Source organism: Fusibacter sp. QWL-12 (assembly GCF_058683495.1).
On record NZ_CM178745.1, the window covers coordinates 1,440,871 to 1,463,648 of the forward strand.

The following is a 22,778-nucleotide window of genomic DNA, read 5'->3' on the forward strand; positions in this document are numbered from 1 at the left end:
CACTATTTAGTCATGCTTAATCGTATATTTCTCATAAAATGATTTTGGAACCAATTCAAGTTTTTGCATAACGTAGAAGAACGGTCTTAATCTTTCAAATAATTGTTTATACGTTTTAAAATCCTTATAAGTTTTAATAGGCAGATTCATCACTTCTTCAAACTCGTCATCTGAAAAACCAAGTCTTTTCTTAACCAGCTCAAACACACCATCTTCTAAAAAAGGCGCCTCTGCCAACATCGCTTTGCCTTCTTCTTTCGTCATTTGACCGTGTCGAACTAAAGCAGCAACCTCATTTACCCTTTGATCTAATTTAAATCGCTTAGGCATAAAATAGCTATGATAAAAAGCAGTAAATCGATTTTCTAAATGATGACCGCCATACCATTGCCATCCATATTTTTCTTGTAAGAATTTTTTAGCCTCTGCTTTGTTATAGTCAATATAATACAGTGGCCTTACTCTTTTTATCCTATTAAAAACCATCCATTTCAAGAATTTATGAAACCACAGATTCGGAAATGTTTTCATAGGTAGTTTGCCGTATGCTTTGTGAACACTTTCAATATACTTGCCATCCATGTACAAGTGACCCAAAGGGGTAATGCCTTCTGTTCTAAATGAATGCCCATCAATTACATACTTAATTTTATATTTTTCACAAGCGATGTACATCGTCGTAGCGAGTCCAATATCAGTTGGTGTTTCTATATCTGGAACACCCGCAAGTAAAAATGAACGATATAAATCATCATACTCTTTATTATCAACTACTAAAGTAAATAACTCTATATCCAGTTGGTCTAGCATCGTTTTAATATTTTGTGTTGCTATGGCAGAATTCCAAGTATTGTCAAAATGTACCGCAAGAGGTCTAAGGCCCAGCTCCTTCATTAAATGTAGTAGATACGAAGAATCACAGCCACCACTAACGCCTATTGCGCAGTCAAACTGCTTGCCTTTACCTGCTTTCTTGATGTCTTCAGCTAACTTTTCTAATCTTTGTCTACCTTCTGCTCCAATGGGATAAGTTTCATCAAAGAGATCAGATTGTTTGCAATAGTTGCACACACCTTCTTCATCAAAAACAATATTTGGCATTGCATCTGTATACGTGCATCTTGTACATTCTTTCATAGGTTACCTCATCTCATTTTTTCGATTTCTGCATTTGGATAATTGATTAAAACGCCTCTAAATTGGCTTTTATATACGAATAAACTCCCAGCTGCTAATGCTTGTATGCCCAAATTAAAAGCTTTTTCTAAATCCGACAATTCACCTGCACCGCCAATAGCAATAACGGGCATATTTAGTTTTTCTAAAGCATAAGCAATTAAGTCCAAATTATAGCCTTGCATCATACCATCTCTAGAAATATCATTGATAAGTACCTCACCTACATTCAACTGATTTAGTTGAGATAATACCTCTTCGAATGATTTTGATGCTTTTTTCTTGCCATTATAGAGAAACACCTCATATTTACCAAACAAGTTTTTCTTAACATCAATAGATACGACTACGCTTTGAGCACCAAAGTACTCAATTGCCTTAGCTATCATTCCAGAATCTTCAAATAAAAGACTGTTGATAATAATTTTTTCAACACCAATTTTAAATATTTTAGCCATTTGCTCGATTGTTTTTACACCGCCACCATATGCAAGGGGGACAAAGCTTTCATCGACAATCTTTGCAATCAAATCAAAATTTGGTTCTCTTCCTTCAGTAGTAGCTGTTATATCTAAAAGCACAAGTTCATCAACTTCGCAGTCATTAAAGATCTTAACTGCATTAATGGGATCACCAATATAGTTATAATCCTTAAACTTTACACTTTTAACAAGTGACTCACCTTTTAATAGTAAGCAAGGCATTACTCTTTTTTTTAGCATATGCCCTCCATTCTTGCAAAGTTATCCAATAATTTTTTACCGAACCGATGACTCTTTTCAGGATGAAATTGAACGCCTATGATATTGTCTTTTTTAAAACCAGAAACAAATGGGTTACAATACTCTGTGATCAAAATGATATCACTTTGATTCTTACATTTGACATAGTACGAGTGTACAAAGTAATATCTAAAAGTCTTATCAAACCCCTCTGTAATTACAGAGGCATTTTCAACACTCACTTCATTCCATCCCATATGTGGGATACGATACTGATTATTATCAAAGTCAAACTTTACAGTCTCAGCGTCAATCCAACCAAAACCTTTTAGTTTCCCTTCTTCACTTGACTTAGTCATCAATTGCATACCTAAGCAAATTCCTAGAATCGGCTTTTTATCTTTAAGGACAAGTTGATTCAAAATATCTATCAAGCCGCAATCTTCAAGCGCCTGCATTGCAGAATCAAAGCTGCCAACACCCGGCAAAATTAATTTGTCTGCCATCGATAACACTTCATAATCCTTTGTGATTACAGACTCATGTCCTAGTTTTTTTAGCATATTTTTTATTGATCCTGTATTTCCAAAACCATAATCAATTATTGCAATCATGCCCTTCATCTCACTTTATCGCTATATTTAGCTCATTATTTAAAAAACTTATATCGGGGTACACCATCACTGATTTCAATGGTACCGATTAATTTTGCTGGCGTACCTGCAATGATGCTATAATCAGGAAACGATTTATTCACATAGCTATTTGCACCAATCACAGAATGATTACCAATTTTTACACCTTTGTCAATGACACATTGACTCCCAATATAAACACAATCACCAATTTCAGTCTTACTATGGACATACTCTGCATTGCCTCTTGTGATTACCCAATCTAAAGAACTGTGCGTATAAATTTGAACCCCTGAGGAGATGTTACAATATGCACCAATTTCAAGGCCTCCAGTTCCATCCAATAATGTAAATGGACCAATCCAAGTCTTTTCACCTACTTTGACATCTCCAAAAACATATGACGAATCATATATGTTTGCCCCTTTCGAAAAGCCTAAGCGTTCTGCTTTTTCCCAACGGTCATTGAGATACTCATTTCTAGGTAAAACACGGTTGTACTTCTTCTCTAGTTCAGATTCTTTTATCTCAATTTGTCTGATCAGTTCATTAATATCCATAGCTTGCCTCTAGACATAGTAGCACTTCATTACAAATCGTCTTAATGTCTTCTTCACTTAATCCTTGATGCAAAGGCAAACATAGCCCTTGCCTGTAAAGCTTTGTACTAATTGGCGTTTTTTCAGCATATAAATTGCCATATTTTTCTTTGTAGTATTGTGTTTCTAGCAATGAATAGGCACCGTAATTGCTTTCAATTTCTTTCAATTTTAGGTTTTCCTTTAGCATATCTCTATTAACTCGATCGTCTAAAACAATCATAAAGGATTGCCATGTATGTCCCTCTTGATCCTTTGGTAAATGAATCATTGGGTGCTTTAAATACGTTCTATAAATTAATTGTAGTGCTCTTCGCTTTGAAATCCAGTCATCAAAATGCTGTAGTTGACCAATGCCTAATACCGCTTGAAAATTTGTCAATCTATAGTTAAGTCCTGGGACGACAAAATCAATATGACCGTTTACCATATCCATACCATGATTTCTAAAAGTTTTACACTTTTTTATCAAGTCTTTGTTATTAGAAACGACTGCGCCACCTTCGCCAGTCGTAATCGCTTTTCTGGGATGAAATGAAAAACAGCCTATATCTGAAAGCAATCCAACCTTACTTTTTTCAAATTCAGTACCGAATGCACAAGCTGCATCCTCAATTACAAACAGTCCATTTCCTTTTGCAAATGCAATAATTTGATTCATATCTGCTGATGCACCAAATTCATGTACTACAATAATACCAACAATGTCATAATCATTTTTAAATGAATCATAAGTGTTTCTCAACGATTTGACAGACATCGTATAATCATCCTCATTGACATCAACAAAAATTGGTATTGCCCCTATCTGCTCAACCACATTGACGGTTGCAGGGAAAGTGAAGCTAGGTACCATGATCGCTTTATTCTTAGGTACATTTAAAGAAAGTAAAGCAAGATGTAAGCTTGCTGTACAAGATGAAGTTACCGCCACTTGTTCTTTCTCTACACCAAGATATGACGCTATGTCTGCTTCAAAGGTTTCACATGACGCACCATGCACCAACATTTTTGACTTCAAAACATCTTCAACCATTTTAATCTGATGGTCATCTATCCTCGGGTCTGCTAATCTATATTTCATACGCTCACCTTTTCAATCTAAGCTTTAAACATTTCAGGATAATCCGGCATTAAAATATTATTTGCTTTATACCATTCGCTCGTTCTTCGTATACCTTCTTCTAGATCAACTTGTGCTTCTATTCCCAATAAATGATTCATTTTGTCCACTTTGGGGATTCTAAGATCAATATCAGCAGACAAAGGACTTCTGAAGACGATTTTTGATTTAGAGTTTAATACTCTACAAACTGTTTGTGCTAACCCGTATATTGTAGTAATATCTCTGGCATTTCCAATATTAAATGATTCTCCAATCGCCTCTGGCTTTGTGATACATGCGAGCAATCCATTAATCATGTCATCTATATAGCACCAAGCTCTAATCTGTGTACCATCACCGAAAATAAGCAGATCATCCCCTCTTAGAGCCTTTCTGATAAATATCTGAATTGCACCTTCTCCAATTTGTCCTGGACCGTATATATTAAAAGGTCTTACTGTAACCGTCGGAAGGCCATATTTTTTGTGATAAGCTTCGGTAAAGTGCTCTCCCGTTAGTTTGCTTACTGCGTAAGTCCATCTCGCTTCTCCAGCGACGCCAGTAACCATATTGTCACTTTCTTCTGATTTATACGCATGTGTACCAAAGACTTCAGAGGTTGAAAACTCAACAAAACGATCAAGTCCTTTTTCTAAGTGGACTTCCTTTGCAGCTTCAAGTACATTGTAAGTTCCAATAACATTAACGGTCATGGTTCTTACAGGATCCTTTACTGTATTATCTATACCTGCAATTGCAGCCGCATGTATCACAATGTCTGCGCCTTTCATTGCCTTTTTTAGATGCTCACCATCTAAAATGTCACCTTCAATCAAGGTTAAATTCTTATGATTGGCATATTTCTTAGATTGCAATGAGTTCCGCTCTAATTTATCGTATACAACAATCTGATTTTCATCTATAAGTTGATCAATTAAGGTTGAACCAATAAACCCTGCGCCACCTGTTATAAAAATTGTTTTATTATTTATCATTGTTTCCCCCTAGTAGTATTAATACAAAATCAAAATACAAACTATTCTTTATTAATTGACTGGCCTCATTAATAATAGAGTGTACCTCGTTGATTCTTCCATTTTCAATTAATACTTTAATTTGCCCAATTAATTCACTTTCTAAATTTGCTAATCCATCATTGATCGTCCTATTAGTAGAGTACTTGTCCAATATGAACGATACAATATTTGACATGCTTAAGAATTGATGTGATATTGTTTTGATATACCGTCCTAATTCTACTGGATTGAATGAACTTAAAGACTTAAAAAGATAGATGAAGAATAATTCTTCCTCTGTTAGTTCCTTAGGGAATATCGGATTAAAAATAAATGCTCTCGAATATTTAGTATCTATATGTTTTAAACCTGTTGATATATACTTTAGAACAATGAGTTCAGATTTTACACTTTCATATTTAAGCGTTAAAAACCTATATATCATTTTTTGGACTGTTAGATTAACCAAATTTTCAGCACTGTATAATCCGATATAATTGATTAGCACCTCAGATAAATCCTGATATTTACTTTCACAGAAAGCAAGCATCTCATAGATTTCTGTTTCACTTGAATTTATTAATAAAGGATTAATATTCTTATTTGATTTGAAAGCAAAATAAATGAATTCGGAATTACAAGGATGTTCAATTAACCTTCCTTTTTCTAAAAATTCATCCACAAGAAAATCCTGTGTTGAATTTTGGATTTCTTGTGCAATTCTCATTTGTACCAATGTTGTATATGGATGATCAAATTTTAAGATGCTATCCACAATTTTATTAGAATCCTTCCTAAAAGTTTCAATTAACTCGACTAAAAGGTTGGTATATTGAGGCATCTTATTTACATATTCTACTGCTATATCGATTGCACTAGTTCTAATACAAAGCTCAAGATACATTTTTTCAATCTTGGTTTTCAATTGGCCCAAACTATTTGAGTGTTTCTGAATCAATTGGCTTACATAATCAAGGGATTTAGTAAACTCACTATCCTGATAATAAACAACTGCAAGATTATTTAATGCTTCCACTACAGATTCCTCATTATTTGTTGCAAGCTGTACTCTCAAATCTCTTCTAATTTCAAGTTCTTGAAATCTATCTTTCAGTTTAAAGTATGCTTCATATGCTTTGATACCTTCCTGGTTGTTACCATCCATAAACAAGGCATTCGCTTTATAAAAGTATATGTCAAAATTCTCAGGTTCGATTTTCAAACCGACATCTGATATTTTAATTGCTTCTTCATAATAAGCATTCATTATTAGACTTTTAATTAATTGCACAATTACGTAAGAATGCTGTTTTAGTAGCTTATTAGAATGTTTAATCTTATCATACGCTTTGTTGATTTCAAAAAGAGATTTATTATGATCACCATGCATATGATAGGTTACGGATAGTTGATAAATATAATAGATATTATCAGGATTTTTTTTAAGTTCTTCAATCAGCAAGGTTGATGTTCTAATAAACTTCTTCTCCATTAGTTCGTTGTCATCAGCATTATAGCCATAATGATATAGTATGCTGTCAATTTCCTCGGTTAGCCCACTTGTTATAGCAACATTATGAACGACACCTTCATAACGAAAATTGCCATCGTTTAAAAATAGTCGCTGAGATAATAATTCAGTCGCGACTCTACCCTTTTGATTTCTTCGAACGTTGATAAGTTTAATCGCACCACATGTCACTTTAGGATTATGAGGTTTGTTTAAAAATTTAACGATTTCTTCTGGTTTTTCCAGTTCTTCATCTGCATCAATTATCAAAACCCATTTGCCAGTAGCATATGAAATCGAGATATTTCTCATTTCTGCAAAATTATTGTTCCATGGGTGATGATATATTTTACCCGTATACTCAGATGCAATCTTTACCGTATTGTCCTCAGAACCCGTATCGACAATAATCAATTCACTATCAACTTGATCTAACAATGGTTTTAAACTCGATAAACATCTATTTAAATTCATTTCTTCATTTTTTACCATCATACAAATACTAAGTATCATCATTTGTCCCCCTAATTCTTTGATAGTGACTTTTATATAAAATCCCTAAAAAATAGCCACCCTCGAAGGGAGGATGGCTTTTTTCATGAGAAAAATTATCTCAATAATTGTAGAACACCTTGAGGTGCTTGGTTAGCTTGAGCCAACATAGCTTGAGCAGCTTGAGTAAGGATGTTGTTCTTAGTGAACGTCATCATTTCTTTCGCCATATCTACGTCACGGATACGTGATTCAGAAGCTTGTAAGTTCTCAGCAGCTGTATCAACGTTCTTAATAGTATGTTCAAGTCTGTTTTGCATAGCACCAAGTGCAGATCTTTGTGAAGAAACTTTTTCAAGAGCACCTTGAATTGTTTCGATTGCAACAGCTGCACCAAACTTGCTACTGATGTCAACAGTGTCAACACCAAGAGCAGCTGATCTCATATCACCCATAGAAACGAATGCTGTTTGACCAGAGTTTGCACCGATTTGAGCCATAACTGAAGTACCAAGAGATGCTGCAGCAGCTTCAAATTTACCAAATACTAATGTAATAGATTCGCCAACTTTCATGTTAGCATCTAAACCAGTAACTTGAAGAGAAGTTGCTTGACCTGCTGTAATTGCAGTTGTTAACTCAATTGAGTTAGTTGTTAATGTGATATCAGTCGAAACGCTTCCGTCAGGACCAATGATTTTGTAGTCGCCTGCAGCGTAAGTAGTTGCTTGACCATCATCAGAAACTCTGATAATCATATAAGCGCCATTTACTGCTGAAGAAGCTGCGATAGTAGAATCTGCAGTAGATGTTACGATTGATAAAGAAGAGTTGTTGTTAACTCTAATTGTACCATCAACTTGATCAGAAACACCTTTTGCAGAACCTTCAAGAAGTTTCTTTGTATTGAACTCAGTAGTATTACCAATTCTATCAAGTTCGTTTACAAGTTGTTTAACTTCGTTTTGAAGTGCTGTTCTATCAGCATCTGTATTTGTATCATTTGCTGATTGAACTGATAATTCTCTCATACGTTGTAAAATAGCATGAGATTCATTTAATGCACCTTCAGCTGTTTGAATCAAAGAAATTGTATCTTGAGCATTTCTAGATGCTTGATCAAGACCTCTGATTTGGCCTCTCATTTTTTCAGAGATTGCAAGACCAGCAGCGTCATCGCCAGCACGGTTGATTCTGTAACCTGATGATAATTTTTCAATTGATTTTGCGCCTGAAGCGTTGTTGATACCCAATTGTCTGTGGGTGTTCATTGCCATTAAGTTGTTATTAATTCTCATAATTTTCCTCCTTGAGTTTGTAAAGTCAGAATCCTTTCTGACTAATTTGAGAGCCTCTCTATATCGGCCGCTATAAAGTGGTCATCTAAAATAATTATCGGTGAATCTCTAAAATACTTTAGTTTTTTTATAAAAAAAGTTATTAATATTCTTAGTGTCTGCCTCTATTTATTTTTCATCTTTTCAGATAAAACCTTTAATCCATTCGAAGACTTAACCGCCTCAATATTTGCACTTAAAATCTTCTCATAAACTTCACTTCTATGAATTTCTACGTTTTTTGGTGCGTTAATCCCAAGCTTCACTTTTCCTTCTTCGATAGCGATAACTTGAATTTCAATATTATCATTTATTATAATACTTTCATCTTTTTTGCGAGTTAATATAAGCATGATTATTCCTCACTTTTCTTAGTGAAAATTGGATATTTTACATCGTCATATTCGTGAAGTAAAACTTGCTTACCAATTTTATCCTTTGTATTGATAATGATTGGGGCCACAATATTAATGGTCGTATTTTCAACATTGTCTGGAATGGTTACAATACTAAGGGCAATAATATTTTTCAAATCCTCTTCACTCTGTAATTTAAGCGCTTCAACATCATACTCAGAAATTTCAAAGTCATAGTTTTCAACAAATAAAAAAGGATCGGTTACAACAAAAGCCAACTCAGGTGTATGTTCTGATTGTAGCGTATTAAATGGGAAATTCACATCACCTGAAGGAATTAATACAAATGCATTTTCATCGTCAAATCCTGGGATGCCATTTGGAAACTTAATTACAGCTTCCTGATCGTATTCTAAATCACCAAATTGAGAAGTTTTTAGCAACATTGTAGCCTCCTATACCATAAATTTAAATTTTGGTTCTTCATACCTGAAACTAACAGAGTTGTACTGACTTACAGAAAATTGAACCTGATAAGGCGTATAACTCAAATTAACGGGTTGTGGACTAGAATTATTAGTTACACTACCTCTTTTAAGCGAATAATTAACCGATCCCTTTTCAAGGGTAATCGTAGGCCTTGTGGTTGGAATAGCTGCATAATTGAACTCTTTGTCAAACATATCATATGCATTATTTAAAGCTTGCTCAGGTATTGGATCCACTTCTGTATGGATATTTATAAACTCATTACCCTGACTCACTATCCTTGAAACACCACCCTGCACAATTTCTCTTGAGTAGGCAATATTGTCCTCCATAAAGGCTCTAATATTTTTTAATCCCGCCTCTGCAAAAGGCTGAGTCTGATCAATCCTGATTTGCGGCTTAACCGTTTGCATTTCTAATAATGGCTGCTCCGAGCTAATTGACAGCGTCAGAGCTGCGTTACCAGACTGAGAAATACTCGCAGGAGTTGTACTAACATTTAAAATTAAGGGTTGTTGGGTAATTTGGATAGGCATATTGCCTCCTATCTAATAAAGTCTACCAAGCTCGGTTGAATTACTTTTGATCCAACGGATAAAGACGCTCTATAAACGTTCTCCAAGTTTTTAAAATACATTATCGCTTCAGCCATATCCACGTCTTGTACTTTACTTAGTAAGCTTGTAAAGGTAATTTCATTCTCTTCTACTCTATTCTTGATAAAGTCCACACGGTTTGACTTACCACCAATTTCACCTGCGACTGTCATTACTCTATCTAGATGCAAATCTAATTTATCAAGTGCGGTTTGCAGCCCAGCATCATCATTGGTTGCCAATGCATTGATAAAGTTATCAATATCCGTTATCATTTCACTACTGTTAGCAACAACAAAATCAGTTGATATCGAATGTGATTGCCCATCGTTTGTTCCAGAAAGCGTAAAATCAATTGTACCACCGCTCACTGCGGATACGGTTACTAGGCCAGCTGGGGTGAAGACAGCGTTCACTTGATTTTGCATTTCCGTTTGTAGATCAGCCACATTATTTAATGTCGAAAAATCAACTGTAAACACATTTCTCACATCATCTACTTGAACCACAAATTGATGTGTGCCTGTTTCTGCTAAAACGTCAGCATCAGTAAAAGTACCCGTACCACTTACGGTTCCAGTGGTACCATCGATTCCAGGTGTAATTGAAACCGTTGCAAACCCAGCAGAAGCTGTGGTATCTGTTATCGTTTGTGCAGCGCCGTAGGTCTTTGATCCAATTACCAATTGATTATTTAGATCAAAATAGATATCCGCTACATTCCCAAGTTGATTAACACCGTCAGATGCACTTGATATAGCTGCAATCAATCGATCTTTAGTCATTGGATTTAAGGGTGAATGATCTAATATACTTTCATCAACGTTATAAGTAGAACCATTAATAGTAATATCAAGGACATTACCTGGTGCTGAAAAATCATAATTTAGATTTACGTTAGCCACTAATTGTGTCTGCGTTGCTTTACCAGTTGTAGCTGTATCTCGAACCATTTTTCCATCAAAAAAGTTATTGCTATTGATGATTCCAAATAAGTCTACTGGATGAACGCCAACGGTCATTACTTCTCCTACCGCCACTTCATAACCTATCGCGTGCTTTAAATCATTTCGTTCAGAGGTCAAATCTATGTTGTAGCTGCCATCATCAGCAAATAGCTTCTTATTGGTTTCAAGTCCAGAAAAAACATATCTACCTGCACTTGTGGCATTTCCTGAAACCAATACTTCTTTACGTAGCTCAGAAATCTCTGATTTGATTTTATCTCGATCAGCAGCAGTATTGGTACCATTTGCAGCTTTAACTGCAAGCTCTCTCATTCTTTGCAAAATGTCTTTAATATTCATTAAAGAGCTTTCAGACACCTCTAACCAACCAAGAGCATCATCAATATTTTTCTGATATTGTTGCGTCTCTCTAATATCGGTTTTATATTTGAGTACCTGAGTAATTCCAACAGGGTCATCAGAAGGACGATGTATTCTTTTGCCCGTTGAAAGTTCAGTTTGTTTTTTTGACATCGCAACTAAGTTGTTGTTTGAATTCCAAAGCATGTCTTTCACAAGCATCGTATTAGTTATTCTCATAATTTAACTCCTATCTACCTACTGTTCCCAGTCGATTGACCACAAGATCTAACATCTCGTCAAATACATTTACCATTCTCGCATTGGCATTATATGCCGTTTGATATTTAATCATATTCGCCATTTCCTCATCAAGTGAAACACCCATAATAGAGTCTCTCGCAGTTGAGTATTCGTTTGTTAACAGCGCTTGATTGGTCGCTACTCTATTTGCTTCAGCTGCATCGACCCCTAAGTTTGAAACAAGTGATTTAATATAATCTTCTGGAGCACCCCATTCATAAAGCGTTACATTATGTCTTGTTTCAATCATTTTTAGTATATTAGAACCGTCACCTGGTATGTCTTCAAGTCTAACAGCTGCCGCAATTTTATTAAGATCTTCTAGATCTTTGGCAATAGTAATTTCCGATGCTTTGACTCGATCGACAACATAATACTTACCATCAATCATCTTAACTGTTTTATCTTGATAGCTTGGGTTATTTTCAATTAATGTTTTAATATTCGAAGCGATCTTATCTTGTTGTTCATCTTCAGGCAATGCAGAAACACCGCTCATAACAGATGAAGTAACTTCAATTGCGGCTTGACCATCAAAGCCCTTGGTTAAAAGATAATTCTTATATTCAGCAGTGGTCATATTATTGATTGTGAACATATAATAGCCTGTACTACCATCTAAACCATAACCATCCTGATGAATTTGATTGAACGTATCGCTGAAGGTATCAACGAATTCATTTAATTTATCTACATAATAAGGAATACCCTTATTATCTCCATCGATATTGTCTCTTACATTTTTTAAGCCTAGTACTTTACCTGAGCTAACATTGAGTTTATTACCATTTGACCATTGGACATCTAATATGCCATCGCCATCATCAGCGTTTAGCTTGTCTTCTCTCGGTACTAATTCCAGTGTGTCTGCACGATAATGTGCAACAAGCTGTTGTCCACCTACTAAAACATAAAATCTATTTTGATCATCCTCATAGTAATCGATGTTAACCAGCTCTGATAATTTGTCTAATAACACATTTCTCTGATCGCGTACGTCATTTGCAATTCCACCTTCAAGTTCAGCTTTATAGATGGTCTCATTGAGCTTTGCAATTTGATCTGCATAAGCATTTACTTCTTCAACAGCTGATTTAAACTGAAAGTTCAAGTCTGCCTGAAGATCTTTGAGCATCGTCGATATACGCTGAACACCTTCTGAAAGTGCAATCGTATTTTGTCTTACAAGTGTACGCGCTGTTAAGTTTTCAGGATTCTTTTGAAGACTTTGTAATGACTCGTAATACTGATCTAAAAGCTCTGCTATACTTGAATCTGATGGCTCATTAAAAATCCCTTCAAGCTCAGTGAGAACGCTTGCTCTGGCATCCCACTCACCCTTAACACTGGTTTCTACTCTATATTTAAAGTCTAAGTAGCTATCTCTTACCTGTTTAACCGCAGTAACATCTACCCCAACACCAAGTGTGCCCATGCCACCGGGAAGTACTTGAGGCTTATATGCCACTGTATTCATAACTTGTCTTGAGTAGCCCTCTGTATTTGCATTAGCGATATTGTGCGATACAATTCCAAGTGACCTTTGATTTGCAAAAAGTCCGGAAAGCGCTGTATTTAATCCAAGAAAACCAGATGACATATAACTCTCCTATCTTAAAATAATGCCTATAAATCCATCAGAAATTTAGGCACATGTTTTACTTACCTACTAGAATTTTAATTCGCATTTCATCTATTAAACGCGAGCATCAAATAAGCTTCTTCGATCATTTTCTTCCGAATCCGCTTTTTTGCTATAGACACCACTATCGAGACCCGATTGAGTTAACAAATTAATGTTCATGTTAATTAACTCTAATCGTTCTTCTAATAAAACACTGTTAAAGCGCGTCTCTTCATTCACAGTTTTTACCAGAACCAACAATTGATTCTTAGCTTCGAGCACTTTATTTTTTGCATCTACACTTAAAAGCTGTGCCAATTGAGTTACATTTTCAACAAAATCCAGTTTCTCTTCTCTCATGATTTTGTCGACTACTTTTTCCCTTAGTTCTTCAAGTTTAAATAGAGATACAATTAATCCTTGCTCTTCATTGACCATTGATTGCAATTGATCAATATCTTGTGCCTTTATCACTTCTCTTTTTTGCTTTGCTATATTTAGTAAATCTCTATAGATTTCAGATTCTTTATCTAAGGTCTGCACCAATTGCTCAACACTTTTTGACATAGAATACACTCCTAATAAATTAATAACCGGACGAAACGTCCGGTAGTTGTTTGGGGGATAAGAAATCGGCTTTAAATTTTCTTAGCGTCGATACCGGAAAAAATTTTATCAACTATATCTTCCGCTGTTGGCTTATAATTACCAGAAGCCATAAGCTGTTTAATTTCCTCTAATTTATCAGTTCTAACATCAGGTACATCAGATAACGCTTTTCTAGCGATCTGAATTTCTCTAGCTGCACTAGAAATCTCAACTTTGTCACTTGCTTTTACAACTTTATCAGTTGCTTCAGTTTTCTTAACAGATTTTCCATAAGTCTGTAAGACGTTTTGAATATTCATTTGATTTGATATCTTCATATAAAACACCCCCGTAGGCCGATTTCTCTACTAGGTATATCGGCATATACGGGGGTAAGTTTAGCACTATTTTATTATTTTTTTCGATCAATTTCTCGAATGTGCATCCCAGCACCTTTCTTTTCGATCTCGTCTGCAGTAATTCCCTTCTTTAGACCGTCCGATAATTCTCGTATACATTTACCACAGAATCTACCGCCATCCGTTGGCGCATCGCATCTCTCGCAGAAGGATATGTTAGCATGTTCTGATAAAACAATTCTACCTTCTCTGATCCATCTGAGAATTAGCTCACTTTCAATACCCGTGTTAGAGCTTACTTCCTTAATGCTTGAAGATGGATTATCATAAATATACTCTCGAACGACAGAAAAGCCTTCATCCGCACTTTCATTACATCTGGAACATAAGGTTGCACCATCAACTGATGAAAACAAACGATTACATTTTTTACAGTTTATTAGAACACTAGATTTTCCTTCTTCAGTCATATTCGCCTCCTATTCAACCGCCCTCGCAACTGTTACGCAGTCGATGATCTCACATCCAGATTCATATAGAACCTTTGCACAGGCATTTAATGTTGATCCCGTAGTATATATATCGTCAATTAAAAGGATTTTTTTACCTTTTACTAGATTTTGATACTTTCGGTCTAGTACGAAAACATCCCTCAAAATCCGCTTACGCTCTTCTCTTCCAATGGCTTTCAGCTTTTTTGTATGTTTTATACGCTTTAGTAAATTAGTCGGAACATTTATCTTTATAACCTTAAGTAGCTCCGCTGTTATGAGCTCAGACTGATTGTACCCTCTTTGCCATTTTCTAATTTTATGAATCGGAACTGGAACGATATAATCATACTTAGATTCAAAACTATCATCATTGAGTACTTTTGCTAAATAGCGTCCCATTTGAACCGATTGATAGGCATCACCTTTATATTTCAGCTTCATTAAAGATACCTTAATGCTCCCTTCATATAAAGCATATGACTTATGTTTTCTAAAATAATGGAAGGATTCCTGGCATTCTTTGCATTTGTATCTGTATTCCGATAGCTGTTCATAGACATACTCAATTGGTTTACCACACTTTGAACAAACATTGCTTTCTATCTTTATTAATTGCTGCATACAGTCGTCACAATAAACTTCCTGACTTCTTGGTTCGAGCTCAGCATCACATGCATGGCAAGTTAAATTCTGAGGAAACACACTCTCTAAAAACGTTTGGTGTATATCAGAAAATAGTTTTCTTATATTCATCATATTCCCCTCTTCATCTTATTCCCCAATCATCATAGAAAGTAACGCAAGTTTCTGAGAAAGTCCTGAATTTCGTTTTGCTTCATGCGTTCTCTGGATCATCTGAGACAATGCACGCTTTTCCCCAACAAGCACAACCAGCTCTCTAGCACGAGTGATGGCCGTATAAAGAATATTTCGACTCATCAGCATTGGCGGAATAAATGCCATCGGCATAATTACTGCTTTAAATTCACTCCCTTGACTTTTATGCACTGTAATTGCATAGGCTAAAGTAAGTTCATCCAGGGCAGAAAAGTCATATACAGCCTCTCTTTCAAGATCAAATAGAACCGTCATCGTACGATCAATTAGATCGATTTCCTTAATAAAACCTATATCACCATTAAAAACGCCTTTTCCCTCTTCTGCCCATTTGGTCGTCCATTCGATGTTATAGTTATTCTTTATCTGCATGACTTTATCGCCTGTTCTAAAGATCCGCTTGCCATTGTGATACTCTGCTTTCTTATCACTCATAGGATTAATAACTGCTTGTAAAACTTCGTTGAGCACGTCAATTCCCACACCGCTACCTTTGACTGGTGAAATTACTTGTATGTCCTCAAGAGGGTTTAAATTGTAGTAGCTTGGGAGACGATCTTTAATGAGTGATTTGATTTCTTCGACAATGTCCTCCGCTTTAGTGCGATTCATAAAGAAAAAATCCTTATCTGATCGATTTAAAATCGGTTGCTCCCCCTTGTTGATCATATGCGCATTTAAGGCGATTAATGAAGTTTCCTCTTGTCTGAAAATCTCATTTAAAGCGACTTTAGGAATCCACTCACAAGAAAGTAGATCTTTCAAAACTGCCCCCGGACCTACAGAAGGTAGCTGATCCGCATCCCCCACAAAGATAAGGTGTGCACCGGTCGGTACCGCATCTAAAAATCGGTACATTAGCAGGATGTCCACCATAGAAATTTCATCGATGATAATAACATCTGCCTTTAAAGGATCGTCCGAATTTTTCTGAAACTGATTTTCACCTTGAAACTCCAATAATCTGTGAATGGTCTTTGATTCTCTTTGTGTTGCCTCTGTCATCCTTTTAGCAGCTCGACCTGTCGGTGCAGCCAGTAGAATTTCTTTACCAACTGATTCAAAGATACCGATGATTGCATTAATGATAGTGGTTTTTCCCGTTCCAGGCCCACCCGTTAAAACAAACACGCCACTTTTGATGGATTCTGCCACAGCTTCTTTTTGTTTTTCTGCAAGCAAAATGCCTCTTGTACTTTCAAATTCTTCAATATATCTTTCAACATAAGTATGTTTAATTTCACTTGCCTCTGCCTGTATGTTTAACAGTTTACTCGCAACTTGTCCCTCTGCATAATACAAGGCTGGCAAATAGTAAATGCTTTTCCCATCAGAATCACCCGCTCTAACAACATCGCCTTCGACGATTAACTCTGTCAGTCTTGATTCAATCTCTTCAGTTTTAACTCTTAGTTCAAGCTTCACACTGCTTATGAGATAGTCCTCATAGGTAAAAGTATTACCATTACCCGCTTCTTTATTAAGCATATATAAAATCCCTGACCCAATACGATAAGGTGAATGAAAGTCGATCCCCATTCGCATCGCGAGCTGATCGGCTTGTTTAAACCCAACACCTACCAGTTCGTCAGCAAGTATATACGGGTTTTTTGAGACGATTGCTATCGCTTCTTGACCAAACTTTCTATAAATCTTCATCGCCAAATTGATGGAAATAGACAAGTTTTGAAAATAGATGATAAAATCACGTAGCTCATACTGTTCTTTATAAGATAGAATAATCTGTTCTAGCTTTTTCGGACCTATTCCAGCTATCTCCAGAAGTTTTTCAGGCTCATATTGTATGACATCAAGTGTTCGCTCTCCAAAAGCTGAAACGAGCAATCCGGCAGTAGACTCACCTATGCCTTTGATGATACCTGAAGAAAGGTAGTTATAGATCTCATCCTTTTCCGTTGGCTTTAAATGCTCTGCGTGTTTCACATTTAGTTGCTCACCATAGAAATTATGGACCTCCATAACCCCAGTTACACGGATGTGGTCCCCTTCTTTTAAAAATGGGATGAGTCCCTTGATGCAGATTAACTCATTATATATATCTATATTGGCAATCACATAACCATTTTCTTCATTATAATAGATGATATCCTCTACGATACCTTCATAAATTTCATAATCGTCATTCCGATTCACTGAGCACCTCTAAAATACGAACTTATGTTCATAGTTTAACATAATTTTACATTAAAATCATTAGTCAACACTTAATCTGTATGTACTTGTAGCTACTTTCGTCTAATAGATAAAAACAACTCTCTTCAGAGGACCGGTCCTCGTTACCCTGCGGAGCCTCCTACGAGAGTTTTTTTATCTATTAGACTTATATTGCAAATAGGTAAAATAAAACCTCTCAAAGCAGATTGCTTTAAGAGGTTCATAATTAAAATGTTCTATAGGCTTCTACGTTACTATTACGCGTTAAAAGCTTCTTTTCTTAAAATTTCAGCTTTGTCTGTTCTTTCCCATGGTAAATCGATATCAGTTCTACCAAAGTGACCATATGCTGCAGTTTGTTTGTAGATTGGGCGTCTTAAGCCTAAATCTCTGATGATTGCACCTGGTCTTAAGTCAAAGTGTTTTTCCACTAAATCGTTGATTAAATCTTCAGATACTTTTGCAGTACCGAAAGTTTCAACTAAGATAGAAACTGGGTGTGCAACACCGATTGCATAGGCAAGTTCGATTTCACATTTTGACGCGAGGCCAGCAGCAACAACGTTTTTAGCAACGTATCTTGCAGCGTAAGCAGCAGAACGGTCAACCTTTGTAGGGTCTTTTCCAGAGAATGCACCACCACCATGTCTTGCATATCCACCGTAAGTGTCAACGATGATTTTTCTACCAGTTAAACCAGCATCCCCTTGAGGACCACCGATTACGAATCTACCAGTCGGGTTAACTAAAATTCTAGTATCAACAAATAAATCTGCTGGAATGATTGGCTTAATAACGTGTTCAATTAAATCTGCTTCAATTTGCTCTCTTTTTACTTTTGCACTGTGTTGTGTCGAGATTAGAACTGTATCAATTCTGCTTGGTTTACCGTTCTCATCATATTCAACGGTTACTTGTGTTTTACCATCTGGTCTTAGGTAAGATAAAGTACCATCTTTTCTAACTTCAGATAATCTTCTCGCTAATTTATGCGCTAAAGAAATCGGTAATGGCATTAATTCTTCAGTTTCATCACATGCAAATCCAAACATGATGCCTTGGTCGCCAGCACCTACTGCTTCAACCTCGTCGTTCATTTGTCCTTCTTTGCTTTCAAGTGCTTGATCAACACCCATTGCGATATCATCTGACTGTTTGTCAATCGCAACTAAAACACCACATGTGTCGCCGTCAAAACCGTATTTCGCTCTTGTATATCCAATTTCTTTAATTGTTTGTCTAACAATGCCTTGAATATCAACATAGCAATTTGTAGTAATTTCACCGGCAATAAGCACCAACCCTGTTGTTACAGAGGTTTCACATGCAACTCTAGCTGTTGGATCTTGCTCAAAAATCGCATCCAAAATCGAGTCAGAAATTTGGTCACAAATTTTATCAGGATGACCCTCAGTTACAGACTCAGAAGTAAATAATCTTTTTCTTGACATTAAATACACCTCCAATGATCTAGTGCTGCTAACGCAGCGGAATCCTTTAATCGCATTTGATGAATCGTAGGCATAAAAAAACCTCTTCACAAGAAGAGGGTGTATTTTCTACAACCTCATCTTCCAGGTATCCATACCTGTAGGATTTAGCACCGTGTATAACCGGTTGCTGGACTTCATAGGGCCTATTCCCTCCATCGCTCTTGATAAGGATTACTATTAAATTTACTTGACTATAGTATCACAAGGTTTTGTGAATTACAATAATATTATTATAAACATTCCGAAATATTTTTAATACAATCTTGACACAACTGCCAAATAAGCATAAACTAATTTGTGGAAATGCCGATATTCAAGTTATAGATAAAGTCAATTGCCCCATTTTCTTTAATAGATTGAGGAGTTATAAATGAACTACGTTGAACGTATTATGGCTGAAATTGAATCTAGGTCATTCCAACTGAGACAGTTGAGGCAAAAAAACGCCGTTTTTGCTTGTCAGGAAGTTGAAAAAGAAATTGATCTTTTGAAAAAGGAACTTCTGAGATACAAAGCTTATGAATCTGGAAAAGTTAATCACATTTATATTGAACCGACTGTGAAAAACAATTAAACCTATATAAATAACAATACCCCATTTTAAACAAATGGGGTATTTTAATGTCAATTATTATCCAGTATGAAGCAATATTCTTTGAAAAAACTTATCAGTAGTTACATTCATTTAAAATCTTATCCTATGAATCATCCGAATAACCGCTACTGAGATAAAAAGTCAAAAATGGTATCGTAGCCACTATTGATATATGAGTACAATACAGGATCGTCGGTTTTCAGTTCACAGATAAACTGTAAGCTTTCTTCATATAAATTTTGATCCTGGAGCATTTGATCGATACTTAATAGATTTTCTTCAACCAAAGAAGCAACTAAAAAATGACCTGATCTTGAGAAAAAATACATGGCGTAGATATCCCCATTCAAATAATATGGGTTTTGATTGACGTGTCCATTATCCTTATTAAACTCGATATATAAATTGCCTTGATAGTAAGTCTGCTTCATCATCTCCGGATTGCTTTTAGAGAATCTTCGCTCGAAGAAATGATCCGTCACTTGACTGACGATAATATGCTCAGACTTGTTGAGATTAAAAGCCGCTTCGATACTAGAAAGGGTCAATGACTCTGTATGAACTAAGCCAACTACCAAGTTTGTCGATTTTGATAGCTCGACATCAAAGAGCATCAACTTGTACTTTTCATCAAAATCAATTAAGGCTTCCACTCGATAATGTGCAATCTTTGTATCTTCAGAGACCAGTTTAATCGTGTTTTTAATTAGCGTATAAGGTAGTTCAAGACAGTGAAGTTCAACCTCGTATTGCGGATCAATTAGTATTTTAGCTGCTATGAAGTCTTTTCCCACCAAACGCATCATCAGATAGTTGATAATTGCGATATTCGTGTCTAATTTAGGTGCTAATCTAATATAGAGTTCCGCTTGTTTCACTGCATTTAAATGATCTTCCCAGCTATAAAAAGTCTCTGAGAAAGCGTCGAAATCCACATGTGTTTCGACGCTATTTTTATCGACTGCATAAGCTGAAAGAACAAGGTGGTAGAATGCTTCCTCTGTTATTTCTATAAAGTCTCCACCTAAGCCACCAGTCACCATCAATATCAGATTTTCCAACTCCTGATCACTGGGTTCTATTAAATGGTATATGCCATCTATACCGTAGACCTCATAATCCAAGTGGTATATTTGAACGATCTCTCGAAGTCCTTCGTCTAGAAATCTTGCGACAACCCCGACAACACCCATCAACCTCGTGTTCGTCGCTTCAGCCTTTACAAATTTTAATTGAGATGTTTTCACATCAAACATTAGCTAAGAACCTTCTCTAACATGTGTGTTTTATAATAATCCAACTTTTGTTTAGCTTTAACAGCGTCTGCATCACAAATAGAGAAATAGACTTTTAGCTTAGGCTCAGTACCAGAAGGACGCAATACCATCCAAGACAAATCATCTAAATAGAATTTGATGACATCTGATTTTGGAAGTCCTGTTTCATCGATGAGATAGTCTATTTTTGACTGATACTTAAAGAGGTCATCTGACGCCTCTCTAAAGCGTGCCATAATCGCTTTCATTTGTTCGCCACCTTCTTTGCCTTCAAAGGTTTTCGAGATTGTCTCATCTACAAAATACCCATGACGCTTATAGATGCTTTCAAGTACTTCACTTAAAGATTGTCCTTTGCTGAGGTAATACTCTGCCATTTCGATCGCCATTAAAGTCCCCATTACAGCGTCTTTGTCTCTGACATGAGGATCAAAGAGATAGCCATAGCTTTCTTCATAGCCCATAACAAATAAACTTGGATCTTTTTCGATTTGTTCTCCAATAAATTTGAAACCCGTTAGTGTTTTTCTAAGTGATACGCCAAAAAACTCAGCTTGTGCCTTTGCCAAATCCGAAGAAACAACTGTGTTAACAATGAAATGCTCTTTCGAAAGATCTTTTCTAGATGAAAGGACATATTCCACAAATAAAGAACCAATTTGATTGCCATTGATTGCTTTATAATGATTACCATCTTTAATCATTAAACCGATTCTATCACAGTCTGGATCCGTTGCAATTAATAAATCGGCATCGTACTTTGTCGCTGTTTTTATTGCGTATTCAAACGCTTCAACGTTCTCAGGATTCGGTTGGTTACAGGTTGGGAATTCTCCGTCTGGAGCCATTTGCTCATCTACTTTAATTAAGTTTGAGAATGACATTTCCTTTAATACTCTCGAAATGGTATGTCCACCTGTACCATGTAAAGGCGTATAGACGACTTTTAAATTAGATGTTTTTAGTAACTCTGGTCTGAAGGTTACCTTTTTAACCATTTCAATATATGGTAAATCCACCTCTTCGTTTATCACTTTGAGAAGTTTATTTTCTACTGCGATTTTACGATCCATAATTTTTACTTGTTCAAAATCTGTAATCGCCTCAACATGTTCTACTAAAGCATCTGCAAGATGTGGCACCAATTGGCAGCCAGTTTCATCATATACCTTATATCCGTTGTATTGTGGTGGGTTGTGGCTTGCGGTAATCATAACGCCACCCATGCATTTTAACTCTCTTACAGCAAAAGAAAGCTCTGGTGTCGTTCTCACATCATCAAATACATATGCCGTAACACCATTAGCAGCCATAACTCGAGCCGTTTCCATGGCAAACTCTAATGATTTTCTTCTAGAGTCATAAGCGATGACAACTGATTTATCAAATTTTGTTGTATCAATAGTATCTCTTCTCTCTAATAGAAAATTAACAAAGCCTTGAGTTGCCTTACGTACAATGTATCGATTGATACGATTTCTTCCAGCGCCGATAACACCCCTCATCCCAGCTGTTCCAAATTCTAAATCTTTATAAAATCGATCCTCAATTTCTTCAGGATTATTTTCTATCGCTTTCAATTCTTCTCTAAATGCCTCATCAAAATAAGAATCATTCAACCACTTTAAATAATACGCTTCAGCGTTCATAACGTCTCCTTTCAGTTGACTTTTCAACAATTTTACCATAAAAA

At 36.0% G+C, this 22,778-nt stretch carries 22 protein-coding genes and 1 riboswitch; of the genes, 1 reads left to right on the top strand and 21 read right to left on the bottom strand.

The features are described 5' to 3' along the window. Nucleotides 1-6: 6 nt before the first annotated feature. From AC4PID_RS07265 to metK, 19 genes are all read right to left on the bottom strand, one after another. Entirely contained in the window at nt 7-1,137 is a 1,131-nt protein-coding gene (locus AC4PID_RS07265; protein WP_492134905.1) for an N-acetyl sugar amidotransferase, read from the bottom strand. A gap of 8 nt (nt 1,138-1,145) precedes the next feature. Next, nucleotides 1,146-1,898, bottom strand: a complete 753-nt coding sequence (locus tag AC4PID_RS07270) for an AglZ/HisF2 family acetamidino modification protein (RefSeq protein ID WP_492134906.1) — start codon at nt 1,896-1,898, stop codon at nt 1,146-1,148. Then, the gene (gene hisH, locus AC4PID_RS07275; RefSeq protein ID WP_492134907.1) at nt 1,892-2,461 is read right to left on the bottom strand and encodes an imidazole glycerol phosphate synthase subunit HisH; all 570 of its coding nucleotides are present in this window, start codon (nt 2,459-2,461) and stop codon (nt 1,892-1,894) included. The genes AC4PID_RS07270 and hisH overlap by 7 nt, the downstream gene beginning before the upstream one ends. A gap of 86 nt (nt 2,462-2,547) precedes the next feature. Beyond that, nucleotides 2,548-3,093: an acyltransferase gene (locus tag AC4PID_RS07280; RefSeq protein WP_492134908.1), complete on the bottom strand. Its 546-nt coding sequence runs from the start codon at nt 3,091-3,093 to the stop codon at nt 2,548-2,550. After that, complete coding sequence (locus AC4PID_RS07285; RefSeq protein ID WP_492134909.1) at nt 3,083-4,216, bottom strand: DegT/DnrJ/EryC1/StrS family aminotransferase; 1,134 nt, start codon at nt 4,214-4,216, stop codon at nt 3,083-3,085. The genes AC4PID_RS07280 and AC4PID_RS07285 overlap by 11 nt, the downstream gene beginning before the upstream one ends. Before the next feature lie 17 nt (nt 4,217-4,233). Next, the gene (locus AC4PID_RS07290; RefSeq protein WP_492134910.1) at nt 4,234-5,232 is read right to left on the bottom strand and encodes an NAD-dependent epimerase/dehydratase family protein; all 999 of its coding nucleotides are present in this window, start codon (nt 5,230-5,232) and stop codon (nt 4,234-4,236) included. Beyond that, nucleotides 5,222-7,279 carry a glycosyltransferase gene (locus tag AC4PID_RS07295; protein WP_492134911.1) on the bottom strand — a complete coding sequence of 686 codons (2,058 nt, stop codon included), beginning with the start codon at nt 7,277-7,279 and terminating at the stop codon, nt 5,222-5,224. Before AC4PID_RS07295 ends, AC4PID_RS07290 begins: the two co-directional genes overlap by 11 nt. 92 nt (nt 7,280-7,371) lie before the next feature. Then, nucleotides 7,372-8,553, bottom strand: coding sequence for a flagellin N-terminal helical domain-containing protein (locus AC4PID_RS07300; RefSeq protein ID WP_492134912.1), 1,182 nt, complete (start codon nt 8,551-8,553; stop codon nt 7,372-7,374). Nucleotides 8,554-8,717: 164 nt separating this feature from the next. Then, nucleotides 8,718-8,945 carry a carbon storage regulator CsrA gene (gene csrA / locus AC4PID_RS07305; RefSeq protein WP_492134913.1) on the bottom strand — a complete coding sequence of 76 codons (228 nt, stop codon included), beginning with the start codon at nt 8,943-8,945 and terminating at the stop codon, nt 8,718-8,720. Between the two features lie 2 nt (nt 8,946-8,947). After that, the gene (fliW, locus tag AC4PID_RS07310) at nt 8,948-9,394 is read right to left on the bottom strand and encodes a flagellar assembly protein FliW (RefSeq protein ID WP_492134914.1); all 447 of its coding nucleotides are present in this window, start codon (nt 9,392-9,394) and stop codon (nt 8,948-8,950) included. Between the two features lie 9 nt (nt 9,395-9,403). Continuing rightward, entirely contained in the window at nt 9,404-9,973 is a 570-nt protein-coding gene (locus AC4PID_RS07315) for a DUF6470 family protein (protein ID WP_492134915.1), read from the bottom strand. Nucleotides 9,974-9,981: 8 nt separating this feature from the next. Next, nucleotides 9,982-11,580 carry a flagellar hook-associated protein FlgL gene (gene flgL / locus AC4PID_RS07320; RefSeq protein ID WP_492134916.1) on the bottom strand — a complete coding sequence of 533 codons (1,599 nt, stop codon included), beginning with the start codon at nt 11,578-11,580 and terminating at the stop codon, nt 9,982-9,984. Nucleotides 11,581-11,590: 10 nt separating this feature from the next. Further along, a complete protein-coding gene (gene flgK / locus AC4PID_RS07325) occupies nt 11,591-13,243 on the bottom strand; it encodes a flagellar hook-associated protein FlgK (protein ID WP_492134917.1) in 1,653 nt (550 codons plus the stop codon). A 96-nt stretch (nt 13,244-13,339) separates the two neighbouring features. Then, nucleotides 13,340-13,834, bottom strand: a complete 495-nt coding sequence (locus AC4PID_RS07330; protein ID WP_492134918.1) for a flagellar protein FlgN — start codon at nt 13,832-13,834, stop codon at nt 13,340-13,342. 71 nt (nt 13,835-13,905) lie between these two features. Next, a complete protein-coding gene (gene flgM, locus AC4PID_RS07335) occupies nt 13,906-14,193 on the bottom strand; it encodes a flagellar biosynthesis anti-sigma factor FlgM (RefSeq protein WP_492134919.1) in 288 nt (95 codons plus the stop codon). 74 nt (nt 14,194-14,267) lie between these two features. After that, nucleotides 14,268-14,684 carry a hypothetical protein gene (locus AC4PID_RS07340; protein ID WP_492134920.1) on the bottom strand — a complete coding sequence of 139 codons (417 nt, stop codon included), beginning with the start codon at nt 14,682-14,684 and terminating at the stop codon, nt 14,268-14,270. Between the two features lie 9 nt (nt 14,685-14,693). Beyond that, nucleotides 14,694-15,464, bottom strand: coding sequence for a ComFC family protein (locus tag AC4PID_RS07345; RefSeq protein ID WP_492134921.1), 771 nt, complete (start codon nt 15,462-15,464; stop codon nt 14,694-14,696). Between the two features lie 15 nt (nt 15,465-15,479). After that, nucleotides 15,480-17,699, bottom strand: coding sequence for an SF1B family DNA helicase RecD2 (gene recD2, locus AC4PID_RS07350; protein WP_492134922.1), 2,220 nt, complete (start codon nt 17,697-17,699; stop codon nt 15,480-15,482). 278 nt (nt 17,700-17,977) lie between these two features. After that, nucleotides 17,978-19,171: a methionine adenosyltransferase gene (gene metK, locus AC4PID_RS07355; RefSeq protein WP_492134923.1), complete on the bottom strand. Its 1,194-nt coding sequence runs from the start codon at nt 19,169-19,171 to the stop codon at nt 17,978-17,980. Nucleotides 19,172-19,284: 113 nt separating this feature from the next. Next, nucleotides 19,285-19,384: riboswitch (SAM riboswitch) on the bottom strand. 199 nt (nt 19,385-19,583) lie between these two features. Here metK and AC4PID_RS07360 point away from each other — a divergent pair. Further along, nucleotides 19,584-19,787: a hypothetical protein gene (locus AC4PID_RS07360; RefSeq protein ID WP_492134924.1), complete on the top strand. Its 204-nt coding sequence runs from the start codon at nt 19,584-19,586 to the stop codon at nt 19,785-19,787. A 146-nt stretch (nt 19,788-19,933) separates the two neighbouring features. Here AC4PID_RS07360 and AC4PID_RS07365 read toward each other — a convergent pair whose 3' ends face one another. Both AC4PID_RS07365 and AC4PID_RS07370 read right to left on the bottom strand, forming a co-directional pair. After that, a complete protein-coding gene (locus AC4PID_RS07365; RefSeq protein ID WP_492134925.1) occupies nt 19,934-21,064 on the bottom strand; it encodes a hypothetical protein in 1,131 nt (376 codons plus the stop codon). Further along, nucleotides 21,064-22,734, bottom strand: coding sequence for a phospho-sugar mutase (locus AC4PID_RS07370; RefSeq protein ID WP_492134926.1), 1,671 nt, complete (start codon nt 22,732-22,734; stop codon nt 21,064-21,066). The genes AC4PID_RS07365 and AC4PID_RS07370 overlap by 1 nt, the downstream gene beginning before the upstream one ends. Between the last annotated feature and the right edge of the window lie 44 nt (nt 22,735-22,778).

What these genes read in the sequence shown, in the direction of transcription:
- AC4PID_RS07265 (WP_492134905.1), bottom strand. Translation starts at nt 1,137, where the DNA reads ATGAAAGAATGTACAAGATGCACGTATACAGATGCAATGCCAAATATT.
- AC4PID_RS07270 (WP_492134906.1), bottom strand. Translation starts at nt 1,898, where the DNA reads ATGCTAAAAAAAAGAGTAATGCCTTGCTTACTATTAAAAGGTGAGTCA.
- hisH (WP_492134907.1), bottom strand. Translation starts at nt 2,461, where the DNA reads ATGCTAAAAAAACTAGGACATGAGTCTGTAATCACAAAGGATTATGAA.
- AC4PID_RS07280 (WP_492134908.1), bottom strand. Translation starts at nt 3,093, where the DNA reads ATGGATATTAATGAACTGATCAGACAAATTGAGATAAAAGAATCTGAA.
- AC4PID_RS07285 (WP_492134909.1), bottom strand. Translation starts at nt 4,216, where the DNA reads ATGAAATATAGATTAGCAGACCCGAGGATAGATGACCATCAGATTAAA.
- AC4PID_RS07290 (WP_492134910.1), bottom strand. Translation starts at nt 5,232, where the DNA reads ATGATAAATAATAAAACAATTTTTATAACAGGTGGCGCAGGGTTTATT.
- AC4PID_RS07295 (WP_492134911.1), bottom strand. Translation starts at nt 7,279, where the DNA reads ATGATGATACTTAGTATTTGTATGATGGTAAAAAATGAAGAAATGAAT.
- AC4PID_RS07300 (WP_492134912.1), bottom strand. Translation starts at nt 8,553, where the DNA reads ATGAGAATTAATAACAACTTAATGGCAATGAACACCCACAGACAATTG.
- csrA (WP_492134913.1), bottom strand. Translation starts at nt 8,945, where the DNA reads ATGCTTATATTAACTCGCAAAAAAGATGAAAGTATTATAATAAATGAT.
- fliW (WP_492134914.1), bottom strand. Translation starts at nt 9,394, where the DNA reads ATGTTGCTAAAAACTTCTCAATTTGGTGATTTAGAATACGATCAGGAA.
- AC4PID_RS07315 (WP_492134915.1), bottom strand. Translation starts at nt 9,973, where the DNA reads ATGCCTATCCAAATTACCCAACAACCCTTAATTTTAAATGTTAGTACA.
- flgL (WP_492134916.1), bottom strand. Translation starts at nt 11,580, where the DNA reads ATGAGAATAACTAATACGATGCTTGTGAAAGACATGCTTTGGAATTCA.
- flgK (WP_492134917.1), bottom strand. Translation starts at nt 13,243, where the DNA reads ATGTCATCTGGTTTTCTTGGATTAAATACAGCGCTTTCCGGACTTTTT.
- AC4PID_RS07330 (WP_492134918.1), bottom strand. Translation starts at nt 13,834, where the DNA reads ATGTCAAAAAGTGTTGAGCAATTGGTGCAGACCTTAGATAAAGAATCT.
- flgM (WP_492134919.1), bottom strand. Translation starts at nt 14,193, where the DNA reads ATGAAGATATCAAATCAAATGAATATTCAAAACGTCTTACAGACTTAT.
- AC4PID_RS07340 (WP_492134920.1), bottom strand. Translation starts at nt 14,684, where the DNA reads ATGACTGAAGAAGGAAAATCTAGTGTTCTAATAAACTGTAAAAAATGT.
- AC4PID_RS07345 (WP_492134921.1), bottom strand. Translation starts at nt 15,464, where the DNA reads ATGATGAATATAAGAAAACTATTTTCTGATATACACCAAACGTTTTTA.
- metK (WP_492134923.1), bottom strand. Translation starts at nt 19,171, where the DNA reads ATGTCAAGAAAAAGATTATTTACTTCTGAGTCTGTAACTGAGGGTCAT.
- AC4PID_RS07360 (WP_492134924.1), top strand. Translation starts at nt 19,584, where the DNA reads ATGAACTACGTTGAACGTATTATGGCTGAAATTGAATCTAGGTCATTC.
- AC4PID_RS07365 (WP_492134925.1), bottom strand. Translation starts at nt 21,064, where the DNA reads ATGTTTGATGTGAAAACATCTCAATTAAAATTTGTAAAGGCTGAAGCG.
- AC4PID_RS07370 (WP_492134926.1), bottom strand. Translation starts at nt 22,734, where the DNA reads ATGAACGCTGAAGCGTATTATTTAAAGTGGTTGAATGATTCTTATTTT.